A 20,564-nucleotide genomic window follows, 5' to 3' on the forward strand; every position below is an offset into this window, starting at 1 on the left:
CGGATGCCCCCATAGGTTGTATGTGTGTCGCAATCAGACCCAAGGGCGACTGGTCGTGGCCTGTTGCTCGAAAGCGTCAATTGAAGCTACTTTCTCCAGCGAGAGCCCGATGTCGTCCAGCCCGTTCATCAGGCAGTGGCGTTTGAAGGCGTCCACCTCGAAGGAAAAGCTCTGCCCGTCCACCGTGGAGACAGTTTGTGACTCCAGGTCAACGGTGATTCGCGCGTTAGATCCCTTGCGGGCATCCTCCATTAGCGCATCGACTTGATCTTGCGGCAGGACGATCGGCAGGATGCCGTTCTTGAAGCAGTTGCTGTAAAAAATATCGGCGAAGGATGGTGCAATGACGCAGCGGATGCCGAAGTCCAGCAGCGCCCAAGGTGCGTGTTCCCGCGATGAGCCGCAGCCGAAGTTGTCGCCCGCAATCAGGATTTCTGCCGACCTGTAGGCAGGTTGGTTCAGAATGAAACCGGGGAGTTCTTCGCCGTTCTGATCATAGCGCATCTCGTCAAACAGGTTCTTGCCAAGGCCTGAGCGCTTGATGGTTTTCAGAAACTGTTTCGGAATGATCATGTCAGTGTCGATATTGATCAGATCCAGCGGGGCGGCGGTGCCGGTCAGCTTGGTGAACGTGTCCATTATACTCTCCAGAAACTTTGCAGAAGCGATAGCCGAACTGCGCGGACAAGACAAGTTTGACCAGCCTCACGGAGTTGCGCCGGGGGCGCGGCGATCCCAGTGGCGAACGTGTGGGACTTCATTTGACAATCTGGGCCAATTGCTGGCATGCGCGCATTCACCCGATGGTACTTTGTCGCGGGTAGACAGGATTCCAGGTGCACATAGAAATCGACGTCAAAATGAACTATCGGTTGGGCGCGGACCGGGCGGCCCTGCTGACATTGGAAGTAGCGGAAAACACCGAGGGCCAGCGGATTCTATCCGACAATCTGGAGATCGCGGATGCGACCGTGACCCGCATCGCAGGGGAAGCGGGTGTCGGCCAGAGGGTCTGGGCCGCGCTTGCCACTGAGGAGATGCGGTTGAGCTATACCGCGCAGATCGAGGTGACGCGTGGAGCCGTGGCGCTCGAGTCATTCGACGCCGCCCCGATCCACGCCTTGCCGCCCGAGGCGCTGACTTTTCTGCGGCCGTCGCGGCTGGTGCAGTCGGACATGTTCGGGCCATTCGTGGCACGCCGGTTCGCCGGACTGGAAGGCGGCGCCAAGGTTGCGGCAATTTCCGACTGGGTCCGGCGGTCGATGGCATATGGAGCCTTCGGGTCTACGCAGGCGACGACGGCGCTAGACACATTCGCGGCACGGCAGGGCGTATGCCGGGATTTCGTCCATGTTGTCTGCGCACTTGTCCGCGCGGCGAACATTCCGGCGCGCTATGTCGCCGCCTATGGGCCGGATGTCGATCCGCCAGATTTTCATGCCGTGGCGCAGGTCTGGCTGGGCGGAGCGTGGCAGTTGGTCGATGCAACCGGCCTGTGCGCGCCGGAAACATTGGCCGTGATTGCCGTGGGCCGCGATGCGGGCGACACGGCTTTCATGGAGACGACGGATGCGGCTCAGTTCCTGAGCCAATCGGTTCAGGTTTCGCGCAGACCCGCACCAGCCAGACCCTGACGCTCGCGAGAAATTTCGGGTAGGCGCGGTATCCCAAAGGGACGCATGTAAGCCGTTGTATATAAACGGATTACATGCGCCGAGCACTTTGCCTACATCATCTCGCGCACGTCGGTCAAATGCCCGGTGATTGCGGCCGCTGCGGCCATAGCGGGGGACATTAGATGCGTGCGCCCGCCCCGGCCCTGCCGACCTTCAAAATTCCGGTTCGATGTCGCTGCGCAACGCTCTCCCGGGGACAGTTGGTCGGGGTTCATCGCCAAGCACATGGAACAGCCTGCGAGCCGCCATTCAAAGCCCGCTTCCTTGAAAATGTCGGCCAGCCCTTCCTCTTCGGCCTGCGCGCGCACAAGGCCCGAGCCGGGGACGATCATGGCGCGCAGCCCGGCCTTGATTTTTTTGCCCTTCAAGATGGCGGCGGCGGCGCGCAGGTCCTCGATCCGGCCGTTGGTGCAGGACCCGATGAACACCGTATCGATGGCGATGTCTGACAGTTTTTGACCCGGCGTCAGGCCCATGTATTCCAGCGAGCGCTTGACGGCATCCACCTTGCCGCCCGTGAAGCTGGCGGGGTCCGGCACGATCTCGGTGATTGGCAGCACGTCTTCGGGGCTGGTGCCCCAGGTGACGACGGGCGCAATCTCTTCGCCTTTCAGCGTCACGACCTTGTCCCACTGCGCATCGGGGTCCGAAAAGAGGGTCTTCCACCATGTGACGGCGGCCTCCCACTGCGCGCCTTTCGGTGCGTGGGGGCGGCCCTTGCAGTACTCAAAGGTTTTCTCATCCGGGGCGATCAGGCCGGCGCGCGCGCCACCTTCTATGGCCATGTTGCACACGGTCATGCGCCCCTCGATCGACAGGTCGCGAATCGCTTCGCCGCAGTACTCGATGACATAGCCGGTACCGCCTGCGGTGCCGGTCGCGCCGATCACCGACAGCGTAATGTCTTTTGCGGTGACACCGGGCCGTAGTTTCCCGGTGATTTCCACCTTCATGTTCTTGCCCTTGCGCTGGATCAGCGTCTGGGTGGCCAGAACGTGCTCAACCTCGGACGTACCTATGCCATGCGCCAGTGCGCCGAATGCGCCGTGGGTTGCGGTATGGCTGTCGCCGCAAACCACCGTCATGCCGGGCAGGGTCCACCCTTGTTCGGGGCCGACGATGTGCACGATGCCCTGACGGACGTCGGACACCGGGTAGTAGTTCACGCCAAATTCGATGGCATTTTTGTCCAGCGCCTCGACCTGAATGCGGGATTCCTCATTCTCGATCCCCTTGGCGCGGTCCAGCGTGGTCGGCACGTTATGATCCGGCACGGCAATGGTTTTTTCCGGCGCGCGTACCTTGCGGCCCGCCATGCGCAGCCCCTCGAACGCCTGTGGGCTGGTGACTTCGTGGACCAGGTGGCGGTCGATATACAGCAGGCAGGTTCCGTCTTCGGCCTCATGGACCAGATGGGCATCCCAGATTTTGTCGTAGAGTGTTTTCGGAGACATGGTGGCTCTCTCAATAGATCAGATGGCGGATGAAACGTGGCGCGCGGGCGTATCGGTGCGGTCAGCCGGTGGGCTGCCGTCCAGGGCCAACAGGCCCAAAGAACCGCCAGGGCAGGCGCGCGTGATCGTCCATGTCGAAAAATCGGTGTGTCATCGCGCGGTATTTACGCCCTTCGCCCCCCTGTGGCAAGCGCGGGCGGTGCCGCGGCGCTTGCAAACCACATCCCCCTGTGATTGAGAAAATGCGCCTGTGCTGTTAATGTCAGCACGAAACGAATACCGGGGCGCCGGATGCGCCTGAACACTTAGGAGGACAATGTCCTGTCTCATTCTGATCCTGCAACCGGCCTGCCGGTTGGCCCGCGGGCCGCGCGTATGACTGCCGCGGCCGCGCCTGAACACAACCTGACCAGCGACACACTGCTGGAAACCATTCTGGAATCGCTGGATGATGATAAAGCCGAAGAGCTGGTGAAGATCGACCTGCGCGGCAAATCGGCAATGGCCGATCATATGGTGATCTGTTCGGGCCGTTCGACCCGTCAGGTGTCTTCGATGGCACAAAACCTGATGGACCGGCTAAAACAGAAATTCCGCCTTTCGGCACGCGTCGAAGGTAAGGACATCGGTGACTGGGTGCTGATCGACACCGGCGATGTTGTCGTGCACATCTTCCGGCCCGAGGTACGGGAATTCTACCAGCTGGAAAAGATGTGGCTGGGCCAAGGCGACACCGCTGGTTCCTGATGCGGGTCCATATCTGCGCCGTGGGCCGACTGCGCACTGGTCCCGAGCGCGCCCTGATCGACGATTATACTACGCGTTTTGACCGGACGGGCCGCGCCCTGTCCCTCGGCCCCTTGGCCGAGGTAGAGGTGGACGACCGAAAGGGCGGCGGTATGGCCGCCGAGGGTGCGCTGTTGCGGCGCGCCGTCCCGGCAGGCGCGCGGCTGATCACTTTGGACGAACGCGGACGGCTGATGACCTCGGTTCAGTTTTCTGAAACGCTGGCGCAGATTCGCGACGATGGCGCGCAAGATCTGGCTTTCGTGATCGGCGGGGCGGATGGCATCGACACGGGCCTGCGCGCACAGGCGAATATGTCGCTGTCGTTTGGCCAGATGGTCTGGCCGCACATGTTGGTGCGGGTCATGCTGGTCGAACAGCTTTATCGTGCTGCCAGCATCCTGGCGGGGTCACCCTATCACCGCGTTTAGCGTCCCCCTTGCGCCGGTGGGGTTTTGGGCGTATATGATCCCTTAATAGCGGCGTTTCGGCTTCCATCCCCGAAACACCACCGGGAACAGTTCACGGGCCGCGCGCCCGTTTTTTTGTATCTGGAGCCTGCCCGCCATGAGCGATCTGATCGCCAAAACCACTATAGACCAGCGACTGGCCGAGATCGTCACCCCCGTGATCGAAGATCTGGGATTTGAACTGGTGCGTCTGCGGCTTATGGCCGGTAAGACGCGGACGCTGCAAATCATGGCCGACCGTCCTGACGGCGGGATCGAAGTCTCAGATTGCGCCGAAATCTCCACTGCCGTTTCTGCCATTCTGGATGTCGAAGACCCGCTGGAAGATACCTACACACTGGAAGTCTCCAGCCCTGGCATCGACCGCCCGCTGACACGGCTGAAGGATTTCGACGCCTGGGACGGCTATGAGGCGCGGATCGAGACGACGGAATTGATCGACGGCCGCCGCCGCTTCAGGGGCATCCTTGCTGGGACCGAGGGCGATGAGGTGCTGCTGGAAATCGAAGAGGGTGGTGAGGCCGTCACCATCGGTCTGCAGTTTGACTGGCTGTCGGACGCCAAACTGGTGCTGACCGATGAGTTGATCGCCGAAATGCTGCGCGCCCGCAAAACCAAGGAAATCGAGGCCGGATCGGATGAATTCGATGAAACCGAAATCGAAGACCAGATTGAAACATCAAGCGATACCGCTTCTGTGAAGGATTGAACCATGGCGATAACTTCGGCCAACCAGTTGGAATTGTTGCAGACCGCCGAAGCGGTTGCGCGGGAAAAGATGATCGACCCCGAACTGGTCGTGCAGGCGATGGAAGAATCCCTCGCGCGGGCGGCAAAGTCACGCTATGGCGCTGATCTCGATATTCGTGTGGCGATTGACCGCAAGACCGGGCGCGCCACCTTCACGCGCGTGCGCACTGTGGTCGAAGATGACGCGGTGGAAAACCACCATGCCGAATTGACTGTCGCGCAGGCGAAATCGCATCTGGCCGACCCCAAGGTCGGCGATGAGATCATCGACGAGGTGCCGCCGGTCGAGCTGGGGCGCATTGCCGCGCAATCTGCCAAACAGGTGATCTTGCAAAAGGTCCGTGAGGCTGAGCGTGATCGCCAGTATGAGGAATTCATCGACCGTCAGGGCACCATCATCAACGGTGTCGTCCGGCGTGAGGAATACGGCAACATTATCGTGGATATCGGCCGGGGCGAGGGCATCTTGCGTCGCAACGAAAAAATTGGCCGGGAATCCTACCGCCCGAACGACCGTATCCGTTGCTACATCAAGGACGTTCGGCGCGAGGCTCGGGGGCCGCAGGTATTCCTGTCGCGCACCGCGCCCGAGTTCATGGCCGAGTTGTTCAAGATGGAAGTGCCGGAGATCTACGACGGCATCATCGTCATCAAGGCCGTGGCACGTGATCCCGGGTCGCGGGCAAAGATCGGCGTGATTTCCTACGACAGCTCGATCGACCCCGTCGGTGCCTGTGTCGGTATGCGTGGCAGCCGGGTGCAGGCCGTGGTGAACGAACTTCAGGGTGAAAAGATCGACATCATTCCGTGGAATGAGGATCAGGCGACCTTCCTCGTCAATGCGTTGCAACCTGCCGAAGTGTCGAAGGTTGTCATCGATGAGGACGCAGGCCGGATTGAGGTCGTTGTTCCGGATGAACAATTGTCTCTGGCAATCGGCCGCCGCGGCCAGAACGTGCGGCTGGCCAGCCAGTTGACCGGCCTCGACATCGATATCATGACCGAAGCGGACGAATCTGCCCGCCGTCAGGCCGAATTCACGGAACGGACCAAGCTGTTCATGGACGAACTGGACGTGGATGAGTTCATGGCGCAGCTGTTGGTGGCCGAAGGCTTTACCAACCTTGAGGAAGTGGCTTATGTCGAACTGGACGAGCTTCTGTCCATCGACGGCTTTGACGAAGGCACCGCGGGCGAGTTGCAGGCCCGCGCGCGCGATCGTTTGGAAGAGGTGTCGCGCAAGGCACTGGAAGTCGCGCGCGAACTGGGCGCCGAAGACAGCCTGATAACCTTCGAGGGGCTGACCCCGCAAATGGTCGAAGCGCTGACCAAGGACGACGTGAAAACGCTGGAAGACTTTGCCACCTGCGCCGACTGGGAGCTTGCGGGGGGCTGGACCACCGTCAATGGCCAGCGTGTGAAGGATGACGGCGTTCTGGAACCCTTCGATGTCAGCCTGGAAGAAGCTCAGCACCTCATCATGACGGCGCGTGTGCTTCTGGGCTGGGTTGATCCGTCGGAACTGGAACCCGAGGTTGAAGCCGAGGGTGAGGAAGAAACGGCCTGACTGAGGTCGTGGAGGGGCGGCGCATGACCCGCAGTGGTGGTAAAACCCGGCCCGAAACGCCCGAGCGGCGCTGCATCGTCACGGGTGACGCGCAGCCCGCCGCCGGTCTCGTGCGCTTCGTGCTGGGCCCGGACAACATGATTGTTCCCGACCTGGCACAGAAGCTGCCGGGCCGGGGCATCTGGGTTTCCGCAGATCGCGGGGCGCTGGACCTTGCAGTGGCAAAGAAGCTGTTCGCCCGTGCCGCGCGACAGCAGGTGGTGGTGCCGGACGATCTACCCGGCATGGTGCATGACCTGCTGACCCGCCGGGTGATTGATCTGATCTCGCTGGCCCGGCGCGGCGGCGGGGCGGTTGCTGGGTATGAAAAGGTGCGTGAAAAACTGATGGCTGGAACCGCGCGGGTTCTGTTGCAGGCTGTCGACGGCTCGGATCGTGGCAAGGCAAAACTGCGCCCCCCCGACGACACGGGCCAGTTTATTGGAATTCTGACCGCGTCAGAATTGGGTTTGGCTTTTGGGCGGGATCATGTGATACATGCCGCGCTTGGCTCTGGCGGACTCACGACGCGTGTTGTAGAGGAAGCGGCAAGGCTCGCCGGTGTGCGCGGGCAAATCGGTGGATCTGCCACCGGGAAGGATATGACGGACGCATGAGCGATACAGACGGTAAAAAACCCCTTGGCCTTGGCGGTGCGCGCCCCGGTCAGGTGAAGCAGAGCTTCAGCCATGGCCGCACAAAGGCTGTGGTGGTGGAAACAAAACGAAAGCGTGTTGTGGTCCCCAAACAGGGCACGCCCGCTCCCACTGGCGCGAAGCCGGCCCCGGGTGGCAACCCGGCGCGGCGGCCTGCCGGCATCTCGGATGCCGAAATGGACCGGCGGCTTAAGGCCGTTCAGGCAGCACGTGCCCGCGAAGCGGATGACGCAGCTCAGCGTGAGGCCGAAGAAAAGGCCCGTGAGGAAGATCGTCAGCGCCGCCGCGAAGAGATGGAAGCCAAGGAGCGTGAGGATCGCGAACGCGAAGAAGCCTTGCGTCAGAAGGCCGAAGACGAAGCGCGCGCAGTCGTTGAAGCGGATGAGGCGGAAAAGCGCCAAGCCGCTGCAAAGGCTGCAAAAGCTTCGCCGAAGCCCGCCGCTGAGCCCGATCCCATCGCATCGGCTCCGGTATCCGACCGCACCCGGCCTGCCCCGTCTACCGCGCGCAAACCTGAGCGCGACAAGGCAGAACGCGATGCCAAGGCAAAGCCGCGTGAAGACACCGGCCGCCGCGCAGGCAAGCTGACCTTGAACGAGGCACTGGCCGGTGACGGTGGGCGCCAACGCTCCATGGCGGCGATGAAGCGCAAGCAAGAGCGTGCACGCCAAAAAGCACTTGGCCAGTCCGCACCGCGCGAGAAGCAGGTGCGAGATGTGCGTCTGCCTGAAACCATTCTGGTGCAAGAACTTGCCAACCGGATGGCCGAACGTGTCGCCGACGTGGTGAAGTCGTTGATGAAAATGGGCGTCATGGCGACCATGAACCAAAGCATCGACGCCGACACCGCCGAGTTGGTGATCGAGGAATTCGGCCACAAGGTGGTGCGGGTTTCTGATGCCGACGTCGAGCAGGTCATCGACATGATCGAGGATGCGCCCGAATCGCTGCGCTCGCGTCCGCCGATCATCACCATCATGGGCCATGTCGACCACGGCAAAACCTCACTGCTGGATGCGATTCGCAAAACCAGCGTTGTTTCCGGCGAGGCTGGCGGGATCACCCAACATATCGGTGCCTACCAGGTTACCACCGATACCGGCGCTGTGTTGTCATTCCTTGATACCCCTGGCCACGCGGCGTTTACGTCGATGCGGGCGCGTGGGGCGAATGTGACGGACATCGTCGTGCTGGTGGTTTCTGCCGAAGACGCCGTGATGCCGCAGACCATCGAGGCGATCAACCACGCCAAGGCGGCAAAGGTGCCGATGATTGTGGCGATCAACAAGATCGACCGCCCCGATGCGAACCCCCAAAAGGTGCGCACCGACCTGTTGCAACACGAGGTGGTGGTCGAGGCGATGTCGGGCGATGTGCAGGATGTCGAAGTCTCGGCCCTTACCGGGCAGGGGCTTGATCAATTGCTCGAGGCGATTGCGCTTCAGGCGGAAATTCTGGAACTGAAGGCCAACCCCGACCGCTCGGCCATGGGCGCAGTGATCGAGGCAAAGCTGGACGTGGGTCGCGGCCCCGTTGCAACCGTTCTGGTACAGAATGGCACATTGCGCAAAGGCGACATCTTTGTCGTTGGCGAACAGTGGGGCAAAGTCCGCGCGCTGATCAACGACAAAGGTGAGCGCGTCGATGAGGCTGGGCCATCGGTCCCTGTTGAAGTTTTGGGCTTGAATGGCACGCCCGAGGCCGGTGATGTGCTGAACGTCGTCGACACCGAGGCACAGGCCCGCGAAATCGCCGATTACCGCTTGCAGGCGTCGAAAGACAAGCGCGCTGCGGCAGGTGCTGCGACGACGCTGGAACAACTGATGGCGAAAGCCAAGGACGATCAGAACGTGGCCGAACTGCCCATCGTTCTGAAAGCCGATGTGCAGGGCTCTGCCGAGGCAATCGTTCAGGCGATGGAGAAGATCGGCAACGACGAGGTGCGCGTGCGCGTGCTGCACTACGGTGTGGGTGCGATCACTGAATCCGATATCGGCCTTGCCGAAGCATCGGGCGCGCCAGTGTTCGGCTTCAACGTCCGCGCCAACGCGCCGGCCCGCAACAGCGCTAACCAGAAGGGTGTGGAGATCCGGTATTACTCGGTGATCTACGATCTGGTGGATGACGTGAAAGCGGCGGCTTCTGGCCTCTTGTCGAACGAGATCCGCGAGAAGTTCATCGGTTACGCCGAAATTCGTGAAGTCTTCAAGGTTTCTGGCGTCGGCAAGGTTGCCGGTTGTCTGGTCACCGAAGGTATCGCGCGGCGTTCCGCTGGTGTGCGCCTGCTGCGTGACAACGTGGTGGTGCATGAAGGCACGCTCAAGACCCTCAAGCGCTTCAAGGATGAGGTCAAAGAGGTTCAGTCCGGTCAGGAATGCGGCATGGCGTTTGAGAACCACGAAGACATCCGCGCAGGCGACGTGATCGAGATATTCGAGCGGGAAGAAGTTGAGCGTAATCTCAGCTGATCCGCTTTATATCGAACAAAAAGGCCGGGACATCGCGTCCCGGCCTTTTGCGTTGTGACATCGGTGCAGGATTGTGGGGCACGGGTATCCCTGCCCCACAATTGCCCCTCAGTTCACCGTGATACGTCCATCCAGGTAGGGTTGGTAAGGCGCATTTTCGATCATGTATTCGGCAAGGACATCGGCCAGGTCCGGCCCGAAGTCATAGGCATTGACGGCCTCGGTTCCGAACATGCTGTAGCCATCGCCGCCTTGCCGGACATAGTCGTTGCTGACCACGCCATAGAGTGTCTCAGCCTCGATCGGGGCCCAGTCTCCGCCCTGCATCACCATCACATCGCTGATCCGGTTACCGGGTTCGTTCGCCGCGGTCAGGGTGTATTTCAGCCCGGCAACCTGAGCGAAGCGGCCTGCGCCGTCTTCCAGACGGCTGGCGCCGTTTTCCAGGGCGTCGATGATGACATCGCCGGTGACCTGAAAGGTGGACAGCGTATTCTGGAACGGCAGCACTGAAAGAACGTCGCCCATCGTGACCTGTCCTTCACTGATCGAGGCGCGCAGCCCGCCGCCGTTCTGGATGGCGATGGTGATGCCCTGATCAGCGACACGGGCCAGCATCGCATCAGCCACCAGGTTGCCCATCTGGCATTCCTGCGCACGGCATACCGTGCGGTCTCCTTCGATAGGCCCGGCGGATTCGGCTACGATCTGAGACTTCAGTTCCTCGATTGGCCCGGCAAGGGCGTCCACTTCGGCTACGATTTCTGCGTTTGGGGTGATGGACCCGTCTACGACAATGGTATCCCCGCTGGCATGGATCAGTTGCCCTGCATCGTCCAGTTCAAGGATCAGGTGGCCGACATACTTCCCGTAGGAATAGGCCTGCACGACGGGCACAAGGCCGCCGTCTTCGGCACCCACCCAGGTGGGATAAGCCGCGTCACGGTCGGGGTCGCTGGCCGACATATAAGTGTGGGAATGTCCGCCGACCACAGCAGTCAGACCCGGTACCTGCGCGGCAATGTCCAGGTCGCGATTCATGCCGACATGTGTCAGCGCGATGATCGGGGCGACATCCTGTTCCTGCAATTCGGCGACCACGCGGCGCAGTGCGGCTACCTCATCTTCGAATACGACGGAAGGCCCGGGCGAGGCGGTTTCGGGCGTGTCAGTCGCCAAAGCCGAAACGATGCCGATCTTCAGCCCGCCGCGCTCAATGATCGTATAGGGCATTACCCTATCCGCCAGGATGTTCGAGGCAGAAACGTCAAGGTTGCTCGACAAAATCGGGAAACTGACAGTGTCCAAAAACACGGCCAGTCCTTCCGGGCCAAGGTCGAATTCATGGTTGCCAACGGCCATTGCGTCAAAGCCGATACGCTCCATGAAATCGGCTTCGGCTTGTCCGCCATAGGTGGTGTAGAATAGCGAGCCTTGTGAAGAATCGCCCGCGTCCAGCACTACAACCGGGTGGCCCTCGGCCGAGAGCGTGTCGCGCAGATCGTTGATAAGGGTAAACAGCCGGGCGGTGCCGCCAAAGCACTCGCCTGCGGCATCGTCTTCGGCCGAGCAGGTGGAGTTGAAGGCGTTGATCGGCTCAATCCGGCTGTGGAAATCGTTGATATGCAACACATGCAGCGTGGTATCGGCAAAGGCCGCTCCAGCTGACAGGGCCGCAATGGCAGTGGAAGCAAGCAGTGAAAGGCGCATCCGGGGACTCCATTTTAAAATCATCTCGGCCGCGCCACCTACTTTGCGAAAACGCCCGGACAACCCGACTTCTCAACAAGACAGTGGCGCGCCATCAGAAACGTGCCAGGGGCGGCACATGCCCGAGGGTACCGCGAAGCCGGTTTTCAGCAAGCAAAAAATGGTAGGGGCTGGGCGCAAATTGCGAATGAAGTCAAACGCAGGCAGGCTGTCGGAATGGCACGTGGAGGCGTAATCCAGCTACCCTTTGGTGTGGAAGAAATCGTGGACCGACTGGGCCATTGCTTCTGAAATGCCGCCGACTGCTTGCAGGTCTGACAGCCCCGCGCGCGCGACGGCTTTGGCGCTGCCGAAATGCGCGAGCAGCGCGCGTTTGCGCGCAGCGCCGATGCCTGGGATCTCATCCAGCGGGGTCGCACCCACTGCCTTGGCGCGTTTCGCGCGGTGGGTGCCGATGGCGAAGCGGTGCGCCTCGTCCCGCAGACGTTGCACGAAATACAGCACCGGGTCGTTGTGGCGCAGCGCAAAGGGCCTGCCGTCGGGGCGATAGAACTCTTCTTTGCCCGCGTCGCGGTCGATCCCCTTTGCCACACCCACCATGGCGATGTCGTCCACGCCCATCTCTGTCATGATTTCAGCCACTGCCGACACCTGCCCCGCGCCACCGTCGATCAAAAGAAGATCGGGCCACATTTCGCCCTCACGGTCGGGGTCTTCGCGAAGCAAGCGTTCGAAGCGGCGGGTCAGAACCTCTTTCATCATGCCAAAGTCGTCGCTGTTGGCGCCGGCATCAGATTTGATGTTGAACTTTCGGTACTGGGATTTCAGGAAACCCTCAGGCCCGGCCACGATCATCGCGCCGACAGCATCCGTGCCTTGGATATGCGAGTTGTCGTAAACCTCTACCCGGCGGGGTGTGGCCTCCAGCCCGAAGGCGTCGGCAAGACCTGCCAGAAGTTTGCCCTGCGCTGCCCCTTCGGCCATGCGACGCGCCAGGCTTTCACGGGCGTTGCGGGCGGCATTTTCGACCAGTTCGGCCTTTTCGCCGCGCAGGGGAACGGCAAGGGACACCTTGCGTTCGGCCCGGTCCGACAGAAGCTGCACCATCAGATCCTCATTCTCGATCGGATGTGACAGCAGGATCAGCGGCGCGGGTGTCTTGTCGTCGTAGAACTGCGCCAGAAAGGCCTCTAGGATTTCGGCCTCATCCGCGCCGGCGCCTGTGCGTGGGTAGAAGTCCTTGTTGCCCCAAGACTGGTTTGCCCGGATGAAGAACACCTGCACGCAGGCTTGTCCGCTGTCCAGGTGCAGGGCGATTACATCAGCCTCGGTCACGCCGCGCGGGTTGATGCCCTGGGCTTGCTGCACATTCGTCAGAGCGCGGATGCGGTCGCGCAGGGCAGCGGCGCGTTCAAATTCCATCGCCTCCGATGCGGCCTGCATGTCGGCGGCCAGCTGCGCCTGGATATGGGTGGATTTGCCTGACAGGAACCGTTCGGCATCGGCCACAAGGCCTGCGTAATCCTCCTTGGACACATAGTCGACGCAGGGCGCGCTGCACCGTTTGATCTGGTACAGCAGACACGGGCGTGTGCGGCCGTTGAACACCGAATCTGAGCAGTTGCGCAGCAGGAATACCCGCTGCAATTGGTTGAGCGTGCGGTTCACGGCGCCTGCGCTGGCGAAGGGGCCAAAGTAGCTGCCCTTGACAGTTTTTTTGCCCCTGTGCTTGCGCAGTTGGGGAAAGGGGTGGTCTTTTGGCAGCAGGATGTTGGGGAAGCTCTTGTCGTCGCGCAGAAGCACATTGTAGCGGGGTTTCAGCTGCTTGATGAGGTTTTGTTCCAGCAGCAACGCTTCGGTTTCGGTCCGCGTCGTCAGGAACAGCATCGAGGCGGTTTCCTCGATCATCCGCGCGATTCGACCGGAATGCCCTGAGGGGCGCGCATAGTTCGATACGCGGGCCCGCAGGTTACGGGCCTTGCCGACATAGAGCACTTCGGACTGCGCATTCAGCATCCGGTAGACCCCGGGTGAGGCATCGAGGGTCTTCAGATAAGCCGCGATGCGCCCATAGCCTGTTTCTGGGGCACCGCCGGGGCTTTGCGCCGTTATTTCCGGTTCGGTCGGATCTTGCATGTCTGGCACCTTTGATTCCCCCGGATTGCTGCAACGAACTTCGCATAGGTTCAAGATCAAACCTGTCCACGGAAACTGTGGATAAGTCTGTGGGAATAAACCGGCGCGTCGGGAAATATCCTTGTTTTCAGGGCAGTTCAGAGAGGTGCCTAATTTTTAGGCTAAACTGTAACATATTGACATATATACATAATATTTTTCCAAGGCGCCAACTATCTGAAAAACCTAACAAATTCTTAACGGAAATGTGACACGATGGCGAGCGGTGCAAAACTCTGACAAGTGAGAGGGTTTTTGCTACTCGATCCCGATGACATCGGGCGTTTGCCAAGCAAGATGCTGGCCCCCGTCTACCGCCAGCATCTGCCCCGTAACCGCAGGAGCATCCAGAAAATAGCCCAGTGCGGCAGTGATATCGGCGGCGTTTGCGCCCCGTTCCAGCACTGTCGCCGCGCGCTGTCTGGCGAAGTGGTCCGCCGACTGGCGCCCACCCTGAAGCGTTGGCCCGGGCCCTATGGCATTGACCCGAATGTCAGGTGCCAAAGCCTGTGCTGCCGTCTGAGTCAGCGCCCAGAGGCCCATCTTGGCAAGCGTGTAAGTCATGAACTCAGGTGTCAGCTTATGGACGCGCTGGTCAATCATGTTCAGCACCATGGCTCGCGCAACCGGCTCAGCCATGTTGTTCCGACTGGCGCTAGGGGCTTGCGCGGCGAAATGCTGTGTCAGAACGAACGGCGCGCGCAGGTTTGAGCCGAAATGCCGGTCCCAACTATCGCGCGTGGCGGACCGGATGTTGTCATATTCAAAGATGGAGGCGTTGTTGATCAGTAATGTCAGCGGGCCACCAAGCGCCTGCGAGGCGCGCGCGACCAGCGATGCGCTGGCCGCTTCGTCCAGAAGGTCCGCCTGCACTGTCACTGCCTGAACGCCATGGCTGCGCGCCTCAGCCGCGACATCGTCGGCCTCGGTCGCGGATGTCGCATAGTGGATCGCCACGTCATGTCCGCGAGAGGCCAGATACAGCGCCATCGCGCGCCCCAGTCGCTTGCCCGCCCCTGTAATTAGCGCCTTGTCATTCATGCACTGCCCCGCATTACCAATGTCGCAACATAGCCTGCATAGGCCAAAAGCAAAACTACACCCCAACCCCGGGTGATGCGCCAGCCCAGCCAGATGAAGGGTGCCAGCACCAGCGATGCGCCGAGCATGACCCACAGGTCGATGCGCGCAATATCGTCGGGGACCGGGATCGGGCCAATCAACGATGCGATGCCGATGATTGCCAGCAGATTGAATACGTTGGAACCGATGATATTGCCGATGGCGATCCCGGATTCGCGCCGTATCGCGGCCATGACTGTCGTTGCCAGTTCTGGCAGCGATGTGCCCACCGCGACCAGCGTCAATCCGATCAGCGCATCGGATACGCCAAGCGCTGAGGCGATACTTGTTGCCCCGCCAACAAGCATTTGTGCGCCCAGCGGCAGGCCGATCACGCCCACTGCAAGATAGAATGCGATCTTCGTGCCGGCTATTCCGGGGTCGGCACCCTCCAGCGAGTCAGTTGTTGTGAGGGCCTGATGCGCTCGGGCGCTGCGGTAGTTGTCGGCCAGCATCAGCCCCAAGCCCGCCAACAGGATCAGTGCATGCGGGGTTGTGATCGGACCAAAAAAGGCGACGGCGATGAACAGCACTGTCGCAGCGATCATGGTGAGAAAGTCACGCGCAACGCTGCGTTCGACCGTCATGGCTGAAATGAGCGCGGGCGCCCCAAGAACCAGCAGGATGTTTGCGGTATTGGAACCAACCACATTGCCCAGGGCCAGGCCCGGCGCACCGCTGAGGACTGCGTCTACCGACACCAGCATTTCGGGCGCTGAAGTGCCGAAGGCGACCACGGTCAGTCCGACGATGATCGCGGGAATTCCCATCCGGATCGCCAGGTTTACCGCGCCCTTGGTCAGGGCATCCCCCGCGACCAGCAATAGGCCGAGGCCGACCAGGATCAGTACAATATCTAACAGCACGGTTTACTCCTACAGGTCGTGTCGGACGCTGTTACATCCGGGGTCTTGCCGATGGCACCTGAATGCATGAAGCGATGGATTGCTGGCGGCTAAAAGTCAGGCGAATAGCATCATGACTTGCAAGCGCACTTGCCGCGGCCGATCGAAAACCGCCCGCATTGCGCGCATTTGCGGGGCCTTTTCAGCAGATCTGGCATATTGCGGCGATGAGGGAATAGAAACTTCTGGATGGCGCCCATAACGACCATAAACAGCAGGAAGAATGTGACGATCTTCAGTATCATGCGCTAAAGTCCGACGCTGGCCCACAGGGCGCGGTCTTCGACACTGGCCATGGCATCGGACATGGCCTGCCCCGTGATGCGCTGAAAGAACGGGCGCCGCTGTCCATAGACTGAAAAGCGCACCGCGTCGCCGAAGGTGGCTTTCATCTTCGGGACCAAGTGGCCAATGCCATCGGCAAGGCCCATGTCGACGCCGCCCTGCCCGACCCAGATATTGCCGTTGAAAAGATCGGTTTCGGTGTTCAGCGCCGCGCCGCGCCGGGATTGGACCTGCTCGACGAAGGCGGCATGGATCTGGTCCTGTAGCGCGCGCAAGCGGGTCACATCCTCGGGGTTTTCGGGGCGGAATGGGTCCAGCATGGATTTCGAGGTGCCTGCGGCATACACGCGGCGCTCAATACCGTTGCGCGCCAGCAAGTCATGGAAGCCAAAGCCTGCAGAGATCACGCCGATCGACCCTATGATCGAACAGGTATCGATCCAGATGTGATCGGCGGAGGTGGCCAGCCAATAGCCGCCTGATGCCGCCACATCCTCAACAAACGCATGCACTGGCACGCCGGTTTCTGTCGCCAACCGCCGGACCCGCGCCGCGATCAACGCGCTTTGGACCGGCGACCCGCCGGGCGAATTGATGACCAGCGCGACCGCCCGCGGTTTGCCGCGCCGGAAGGCACGCTCGATCATCGGGGCAAGAGCGGCGTCGTTCAGCCGGGCGCCGCCGCCGCTCGCTGCGATGGTGCCACTCAGCCGGATGACGGCGACCAATGGCTTGCGTTTGGCGAAGGGAATGAATCTGAACATAAGCTTGCATGTAGGTTGTGAAACATCGCGCAACAAGGCGGCATCGGGTATGGTGCGCGAAGTATTTTCAGCGCTCTGTGTGTGCGATTGCGCATTGTCTCCACTGAGACCTGGCGCAGTCGCTTCGGCGCCGACATGTAGGCGCCATGGAGGCGACGGGCTTTCCCCGTTAGTCTTTATCGCGGTGCAGGCAGAACCCTGGCCCCGCTGGACGCCCTTGAGGGCCTGGTTGGGCGATTTGCTAAGATCCGAACGCCCTGCCCGCATCAACGGCACCTTTTTACACGTGATGGGCGTAACTTTTCCGTCGACTATAGACATACCATCGGTTTTGGCGTTGGTTTCGTAGATGTATGGGTATCAGTTCGCGCAATAGCTGGGGCTTTGCGCTTATACGGTCGGACACGGCGCGAAAATGTCGTCCCCGCAGGGCGTTGCGCTTCTTTTGGCCTGCTGATCAAACCTGCGGATTAGGAGTATGGAAATGCCGGTTTGTCCTTTGACAGGGGGCGATATGCGCCGATGGATGACCGTCCGTTCGGACTGGCGGCGCCCTGAAGTGGCGGACAGCCATACGCTTTGGTGGTCGGATGCGGCGGCATATGGCGCGCTGTTTCCCCGCCCCTCGGGACAGGAAGTGGCAGCATTCTATGATTTCGCCGAATACTATACCCACCGCAGCGATGGCGCGATGTCGCGGCGTCGCGCGACCTCGCTGGCGCTGCGCATCCTGATGGCGATCGCCTACCGGCTGGATCATGGGCACGAGCCGGTCCTGGACTGGTGGGAGCGGCTGCTGCCCGACGCGCGCAGGCATTGCCTGGAGATCGGCTGCGGCGCGGGCGGCGACATGGAGCTTCTGTCACCGTATTTCGAGACGATCACGGGTGTGGACCCCGACCGGCGCGCTTGCCGTGTGGCGCGTGACCGCGGGCTGACCGTGCACGAGGCGATTGCCGAGGATCTGCCGCAAGCGGTACGGGACATGCACTATGACCTCATCGTGATGTTGCATGTGCTGGAGCATTGCCTGGACCCCCTTGCGGCCCTGCAGCAGGCTGGATCGGTCTTGTCGGACGATGGCATCCTGATGGTAGAGGTGCCCAACAACCAAGCGCTGGGCCGTAGCCTGAAGCAAGATAACTGGCATTGGCTGGATGTTCCGCGCCACCTGAACTTTTTCACGGAACAAAGCCTGACTACCATTTGCGCGCGCGCAGGGCTGAAGGTGCAACGGATCGAGTACCGTGGGTATTGCCGCCAATTTGATGAGCGCTGGATTGCCACCGAAGCCGCCATAGCGGCGCGACACGAGGGGCGTGCCGAGGCCACAGCTGCCGAATTTACCCGGCACGCCCTCCAACAGGCGCTGCTGCTGGCCATGACCGGCCTGGCGCCAAAGGCGCGCAAGTATGATTCGGTCCGCGCGATCTGCACCCGCGCCTGACGCGGGTGCAGATGTTTGCCGGTCGTCGCGGCGACGGCTGTCAGACCCAGCGGGCGAACGGCGGCAGGCTCATCAGCACAGCATCGGGATCGTGCCCGGTTTCCAGCCCGAATTTTGTACCGCGATCGTAGACGAGGTTGTACTCGGCATAAAGTCCGCGATGGATCAGCTGGATTTCCTTGTCCTCATCCGTCCAGGGGGTCATGCGGCGCTTTTCGACCTGTTGCAAGAACGCGGGCAGGAACGCGCGCCCGACATCTTGCGTGAAGGCGAAATCAACCTCCCAGTCGCCGGTGCAATGGTCATCGTAGAAAATCCCGCCAACACCGCGCGCGCGCTTTCGATGCGGAATAAAGAAGTACTCATCCGCCCAAGCCTTGTACTTGGGGTAGAGTTCTGCGCCGTGGGGGTCACAATGAGCCTTCAGCGTGTTGTGGAAATTTGCGGTATCCGCGGCATATTCGATGCAAGGGTTCAGGTCTGACCCGCCGCCGAACCACCAACCGCCCGGGGTCCAGAACATGCGGGTGTTCATGTGAACCGCTGGCACATGGGGGTTCTGCATGTGCGCAACCAGCGAAATACCACTGGCCCAAAACCGGGGATCGGCATCGAGGCCGGGGATTTCCTTGCGCGCCGTCAAGGACTTGCGGGCGCGGTCTTCCAGCGTCCCGTACACGGCCGAGACATTGACCCCCACCTTTTCAAACACCCGCCCGCCGCGCATCACGCTCATCAGGCCGCCGCCGGCGTCCGATCCGTCTGGCGCTGTCCTTTGCGTTTCGCGCAGTGCGAACTTGCCCGCAGGTTGATCGGACAGGGGCCCGTTGGTTTGGCTGTCCTCGACCCTTTCAAACGCTGCGCAGATCTGATCTCTCAGGGTTTTGAACCAGGCTGCGGCGGTCGCCTTGCGGCTGTCAAAGGGGTCAGTCATGGCTTTGCCTCCTGTCGGCTGCGATGTCGGGCTGTGCCCCCGGCGCGGCCTGCGTGTCACGAATATGCAAGCGCTAGCAACTTTCCCGCCGCCGCGCCAGACCCCTGCCAATCCCTCCCTCGCGTTGGCTGCGCGCAGTGCCAGCGCTGCGCTTGAACTGTTTCCACGGTGTGACAATCCCTTGATTCGCGTCTAGGTTGTATTGCGACCCCGGCAAGTGGGCGTAAGCACCATCACCATGGTATCTATTTTGCAGTGATATTGGCGCAAAATGATGAAATGTGCAGCATCTGCACCACACATTGCGCCGAACCACGCCGTACCCGTATTTGGCGTTGTGGCGTTTGGCTGTTTGGTGTATCCACCGTTAGTAATGGGTCAGAAGTAAAAGGCCTGCACAGCTTAGATTCAAAGGACCATAGACATGAAAAAAACCACACTTGGGCTGGCAATGCTCGCCGCCGTTTCCTTCTCGGGCACCGCAAACGCACAGTCAGTCGTCGTTGACCAAGGCGCTATTTTCGCAGCATGCAGCGGCGCTGCAACCTCGTGCCAAGCAGTTGTTGCCGCTCAGATCGCCCGTCTGCGCGCAGCTGGCCTGACGCAAGTACAGGTTAACGCTCAGATTGCTGTTGTTGCATCGTCGGTCGTCAGCGCTTCGGCATCGGCAACCACCCCTGCAGCACGGGCGGCCGTTTCGGCGGCCCTGACTACCGCTGCTGGTCAGTCGTCAGACGCAACCCAGCGCGCGTCGATCACGACCGCTGCAACGAACGTCTCGACCGGTACGTCGACCCCTGGGGCGGTTGAGCCTGCCGCGTTCAGCCCTGCCTGATTCGTCAGTACGGATTTTGATTTTCTCTGTCCGGCATAAAATGTCGGGCAGAGAGTGTAAAAATACGTGAGGATAGTGACTGCACGGTCCTCAGGTATAACGCACACAGTGTGAGCGTTATTTAATGTGCCGGTTGCCTCACATCAGAGTTTTCAAACTCTTAAGACAAAAGGCAACAGCTTGGTCTGAAGGGTTCGGCTTATGACGGTTTGGGGCACAGTTGTAGCGGCGTATTTCGTGATCTCTGCGTTTGCGATCGCAATGACTTACCGCGAACAGCGCAAGACCGGCGGCCAAAGCATTGTTTTAAACGCTGTCGCCTATGTCGCATGCGCTGTCTGGCCTGTAGTTCTGGCTGTACTGATCTATACGTCCCGTCGCAAGACTGTCGCCTGAGAAGGCGCGACCCGCGCTGATGCGCGAATTCCCCCACCTATGTACATAATGACCCGTGTTTATTGCGCGGCCAATACAATTGCGATTGACCCTTAGGATAGCGGTTCATACAGCAAATCGGCCGA

18 protein-coding genes are annotated in these 20,564 nt (G+C 60.8%); 10 read left to right on the forward strand and 8 right to left on the reverse strand.

What is annotated here, in order from left to right:
* Window positions 1-33 precede the first annotated feature (33 nt).
* Window positions 34-639 (reverse strand): 3-isopropylmalate dehydratase small subunit, encoded by a 606-nt coding sequence (gene leuD, locus H9529_RS11595; RefSeq protein WP_092884425.1) that lies wholly within the window; start codon window positions 637-639, stop codon window positions 34-36.
* A 221-nt stretch (window positions 640-860) separates the two neighbouring features.
* Between leuD and H9529_RS11600 the strand changes: the two genes are divergently transcribed.
* Entirely contained in the window at window positions 861-1,634 is a 774-nt protein-coding gene (locus tag H9529_RS11600; RefSeq protein ID WP_223814152.1) for a transglutaminase-like domain-containing protein, read from the forward strand.
* Window positions 1,635-1,726: 92 nt separating this feature from the next.
* Here H9529_RS11600 and leuC read toward each other — a convergent pair whose 3' ends face one another.
* Window positions 1,727-3,130, reverse strand: coding sequence for a 3-isopropylmalate dehydratase large subunit (leuC, locus tag H9529_RS11605; protein WP_092884429.1), 1,404 nt, complete (start codon window positions 3,128-3,130; stop codon window positions 1,727-1,729).
* A gap of 375 nt (window positions 3,131-3,505) precedes the next feature.
* Here leuC and rsfS point away from each other — a divergent pair, with 375 nt between their 5' ends.
* The 6 genes from rsfS to infB all read left to right on the forward strand — a co-directional run bounded on the left by rsfS (window position 3,506) and on the right by infB (window position 9,866).
* Entirely contained in the window at window positions 3,506-3,877 is a 372-nt protein-coding gene (gene rsfS, locus H9529_RS11610) for a ribosome silencing factor (RefSeq protein WP_092884433.1), read from the forward strand.
* Complete coding sequence (rlmH, locus tag H9529_RS11615) at window positions 3,877-4,347, forward strand: 23S rRNA (pseudouridine(1915)-N(3))-methyltransferase RlmH (RefSeq protein WP_092884435.1); 471 nt, start codon at window positions 3,877-3,879, stop codon at window positions 4,345-4,347. The genes rsfS and rlmH overlap by 1 nt, the downstream gene beginning before the upstream one ends.
* A 136-nt stretch (window positions 4,348-4,483) precedes the next feature.
* Window positions 4,484-5,095 (forward strand): ribosome maturation factor RimP, encoded by a 612-nt coding sequence (rimP, locus tag H9529_RS11620; RefSeq protein ID WP_092884437.1) that lies wholly within the window; start codon window positions 4,484-4,486, stop codon window positions 5,093-5,095.
* 3 nt (window positions 5,096-5,098) lie between these two features.
* Complete coding sequence (gene nusA / locus H9529_RS11625) at window positions 5,099-6,703, forward strand: transcription termination factor NusA (RefSeq protein ID WP_092884439.1); 1,605 nt, start codon at window positions 5,099-5,101, stop codon at window positions 6,701-6,703.
* Window positions 6,704-6,726: 23 nt separating this feature from the next.
* Entirely contained in the window at window positions 6,727-7,359 is a 633-nt protein-coding gene (locus tag H9529_RS11630) for an RNA-binding protein (RefSeq protein WP_092884441.1), read from the forward strand.
* Window positions 7,356-9,866, forward strand: coding sequence for a translation initiation factor IF-2 (infB, locus tag H9529_RS11635; protein ID WP_092884443.1), 2,511 nt, complete (start codon window positions 7,356-7,358; stop codon window positions 9,864-9,866). The genes H9529_RS11630 and infB overlap by 4 nt, the downstream gene beginning before the upstream one ends.
* Window positions 9,867-9,974: 108 nt before the next feature.
* Here infB and H9529_RS11640 read toward each other — a convergent pair whose 3' ends face one another.
* The 5 genes from H9529_RS11640 to H9529_RS11665 all read right to left on the reverse strand — a co-directional run bounded on the left by H9529_RS11640 (window position 9,975) and on the right by H9529_RS11665 (window position 16,827).
* A complete protein-coding gene (locus tag H9529_RS11640) occupies window positions 9,975-11,576 on the reverse strand; it encodes a bifunctional metallophosphatase/5'-nucleotidase (protein WP_092884445.1) in 1,602 nt (533 codons plus the stop codon).
* Window positions 11,577-11,816: 240 nt separating this feature from the next.
* A complete protein-coding gene (gene uvrC, locus H9529_RS11645; protein ID WP_092884447.1) occupies window positions 11,817-13,712 on the reverse strand; it encodes an excinuclease ABC subunit UvrC in 1,896 nt (631 codons plus the stop codon).
* A gap of 297 nt (window positions 13,713-14,009) precedes the next feature.
* A complete protein-coding gene (locus tag H9529_RS11650; RefSeq protein WP_092884449.1) occupies window positions 14,010-14,792 on the reverse strand; it encodes an SDR family oxidoreductase in 783 nt (260 codons plus the stop codon).
* On the reverse strand, window positions 14,789-15,739 hold the full coding sequence (locus tag H9529_RS11655) for a calcium/sodium antiporter (RefSeq protein WP_092884451.1): 951 nt from the start codon (window positions 15,737-15,739) through the stop codon (window positions 14,789-14,791). The genes H9529_RS11650 and H9529_RS11655 overlap by 4 nt, the downstream gene beginning before the upstream one ends.
* Window positions 15,740-16,026: 287 nt before the next feature.
* Window positions 16,027-16,827: a S49 family peptidase gene (locus tag H9529_RS11665; RefSeq protein ID WP_092884453.1), complete on the reverse strand. Its 801-nt coding sequence runs from the start codon at window positions 16,825-16,827 to the stop codon at window positions 16,027-16,029.
* Between the two features lie 514 nt (window positions 16,828-17,341).
* Between H9529_RS11665 and H9529_RS11670 the strand changes: the two genes are divergently transcribed.
* Complete coding sequence (locus tag H9529_RS11670) at window positions 17,342-18,274, forward strand: class I SAM-dependent methyltransferase (RefSeq protein WP_176846779.1); 933 nt, start codon at window positions 17,342-17,344, stop codon at window positions 18,272-18,274.
* 40 nt (window positions 18,275-18,314) lie between these two features.
* On the opposite strand, the gene hemF is transcribed toward H9529_RS11670, so the two are convergent.
* Complete coding sequence (hemF, locus tag H9529_RS11675; RefSeq protein WP_092884457.1) at window positions 18,315-19,208, reverse strand: oxygen-dependent coproporphyrinogen oxidase; 894 nt, start codon at window positions 19,206-19,208, stop codon at window positions 18,315-18,317.
* A 424-nt stretch (window positions 19,209-19,632) separates the two neighbouring features.
* Here hemF and H9529_RS11680 point away from each other — a divergent pair, with 424 nt between their 5' ends.
* Both H9529_RS11680 and H9529_RS20785 read left to right on the forward strand, forming a co-directional pair.
* Entirely contained in the window at window positions 19,633-20,043 is a 411-nt protein-coding gene (locus H9529_RS11680) for a hypothetical protein (protein WP_092884459.1), read from the forward strand.
* Between the two features lie 201 nt (window positions 20,044-20,244).
* Window positions 20,245-20,439 carry a hypothetical protein gene (locus H9529_RS20785; protein WP_092884461.1) on the forward strand — a complete coding sequence of 65 codons (195 nt, stop codon included), beginning with the start codon at window positions 20,245-20,247 and terminating at the stop codon, window positions 20,437-20,439.
* The last annotated feature ends 125 nt before the right edge of the window (window positions 20,440-20,564 follow it).

This window comes from Roseicitreum antarcticum (assembly GCF_014681765.1).
In the GTDB taxonomy this organism is placed as follows: Bacteria; Pseudomonadota; Alphaproteobacteria; order Rhodobacterales; family Rhodobacteraceae; genus Roseicitreum; species Roseicitreum antarcticum.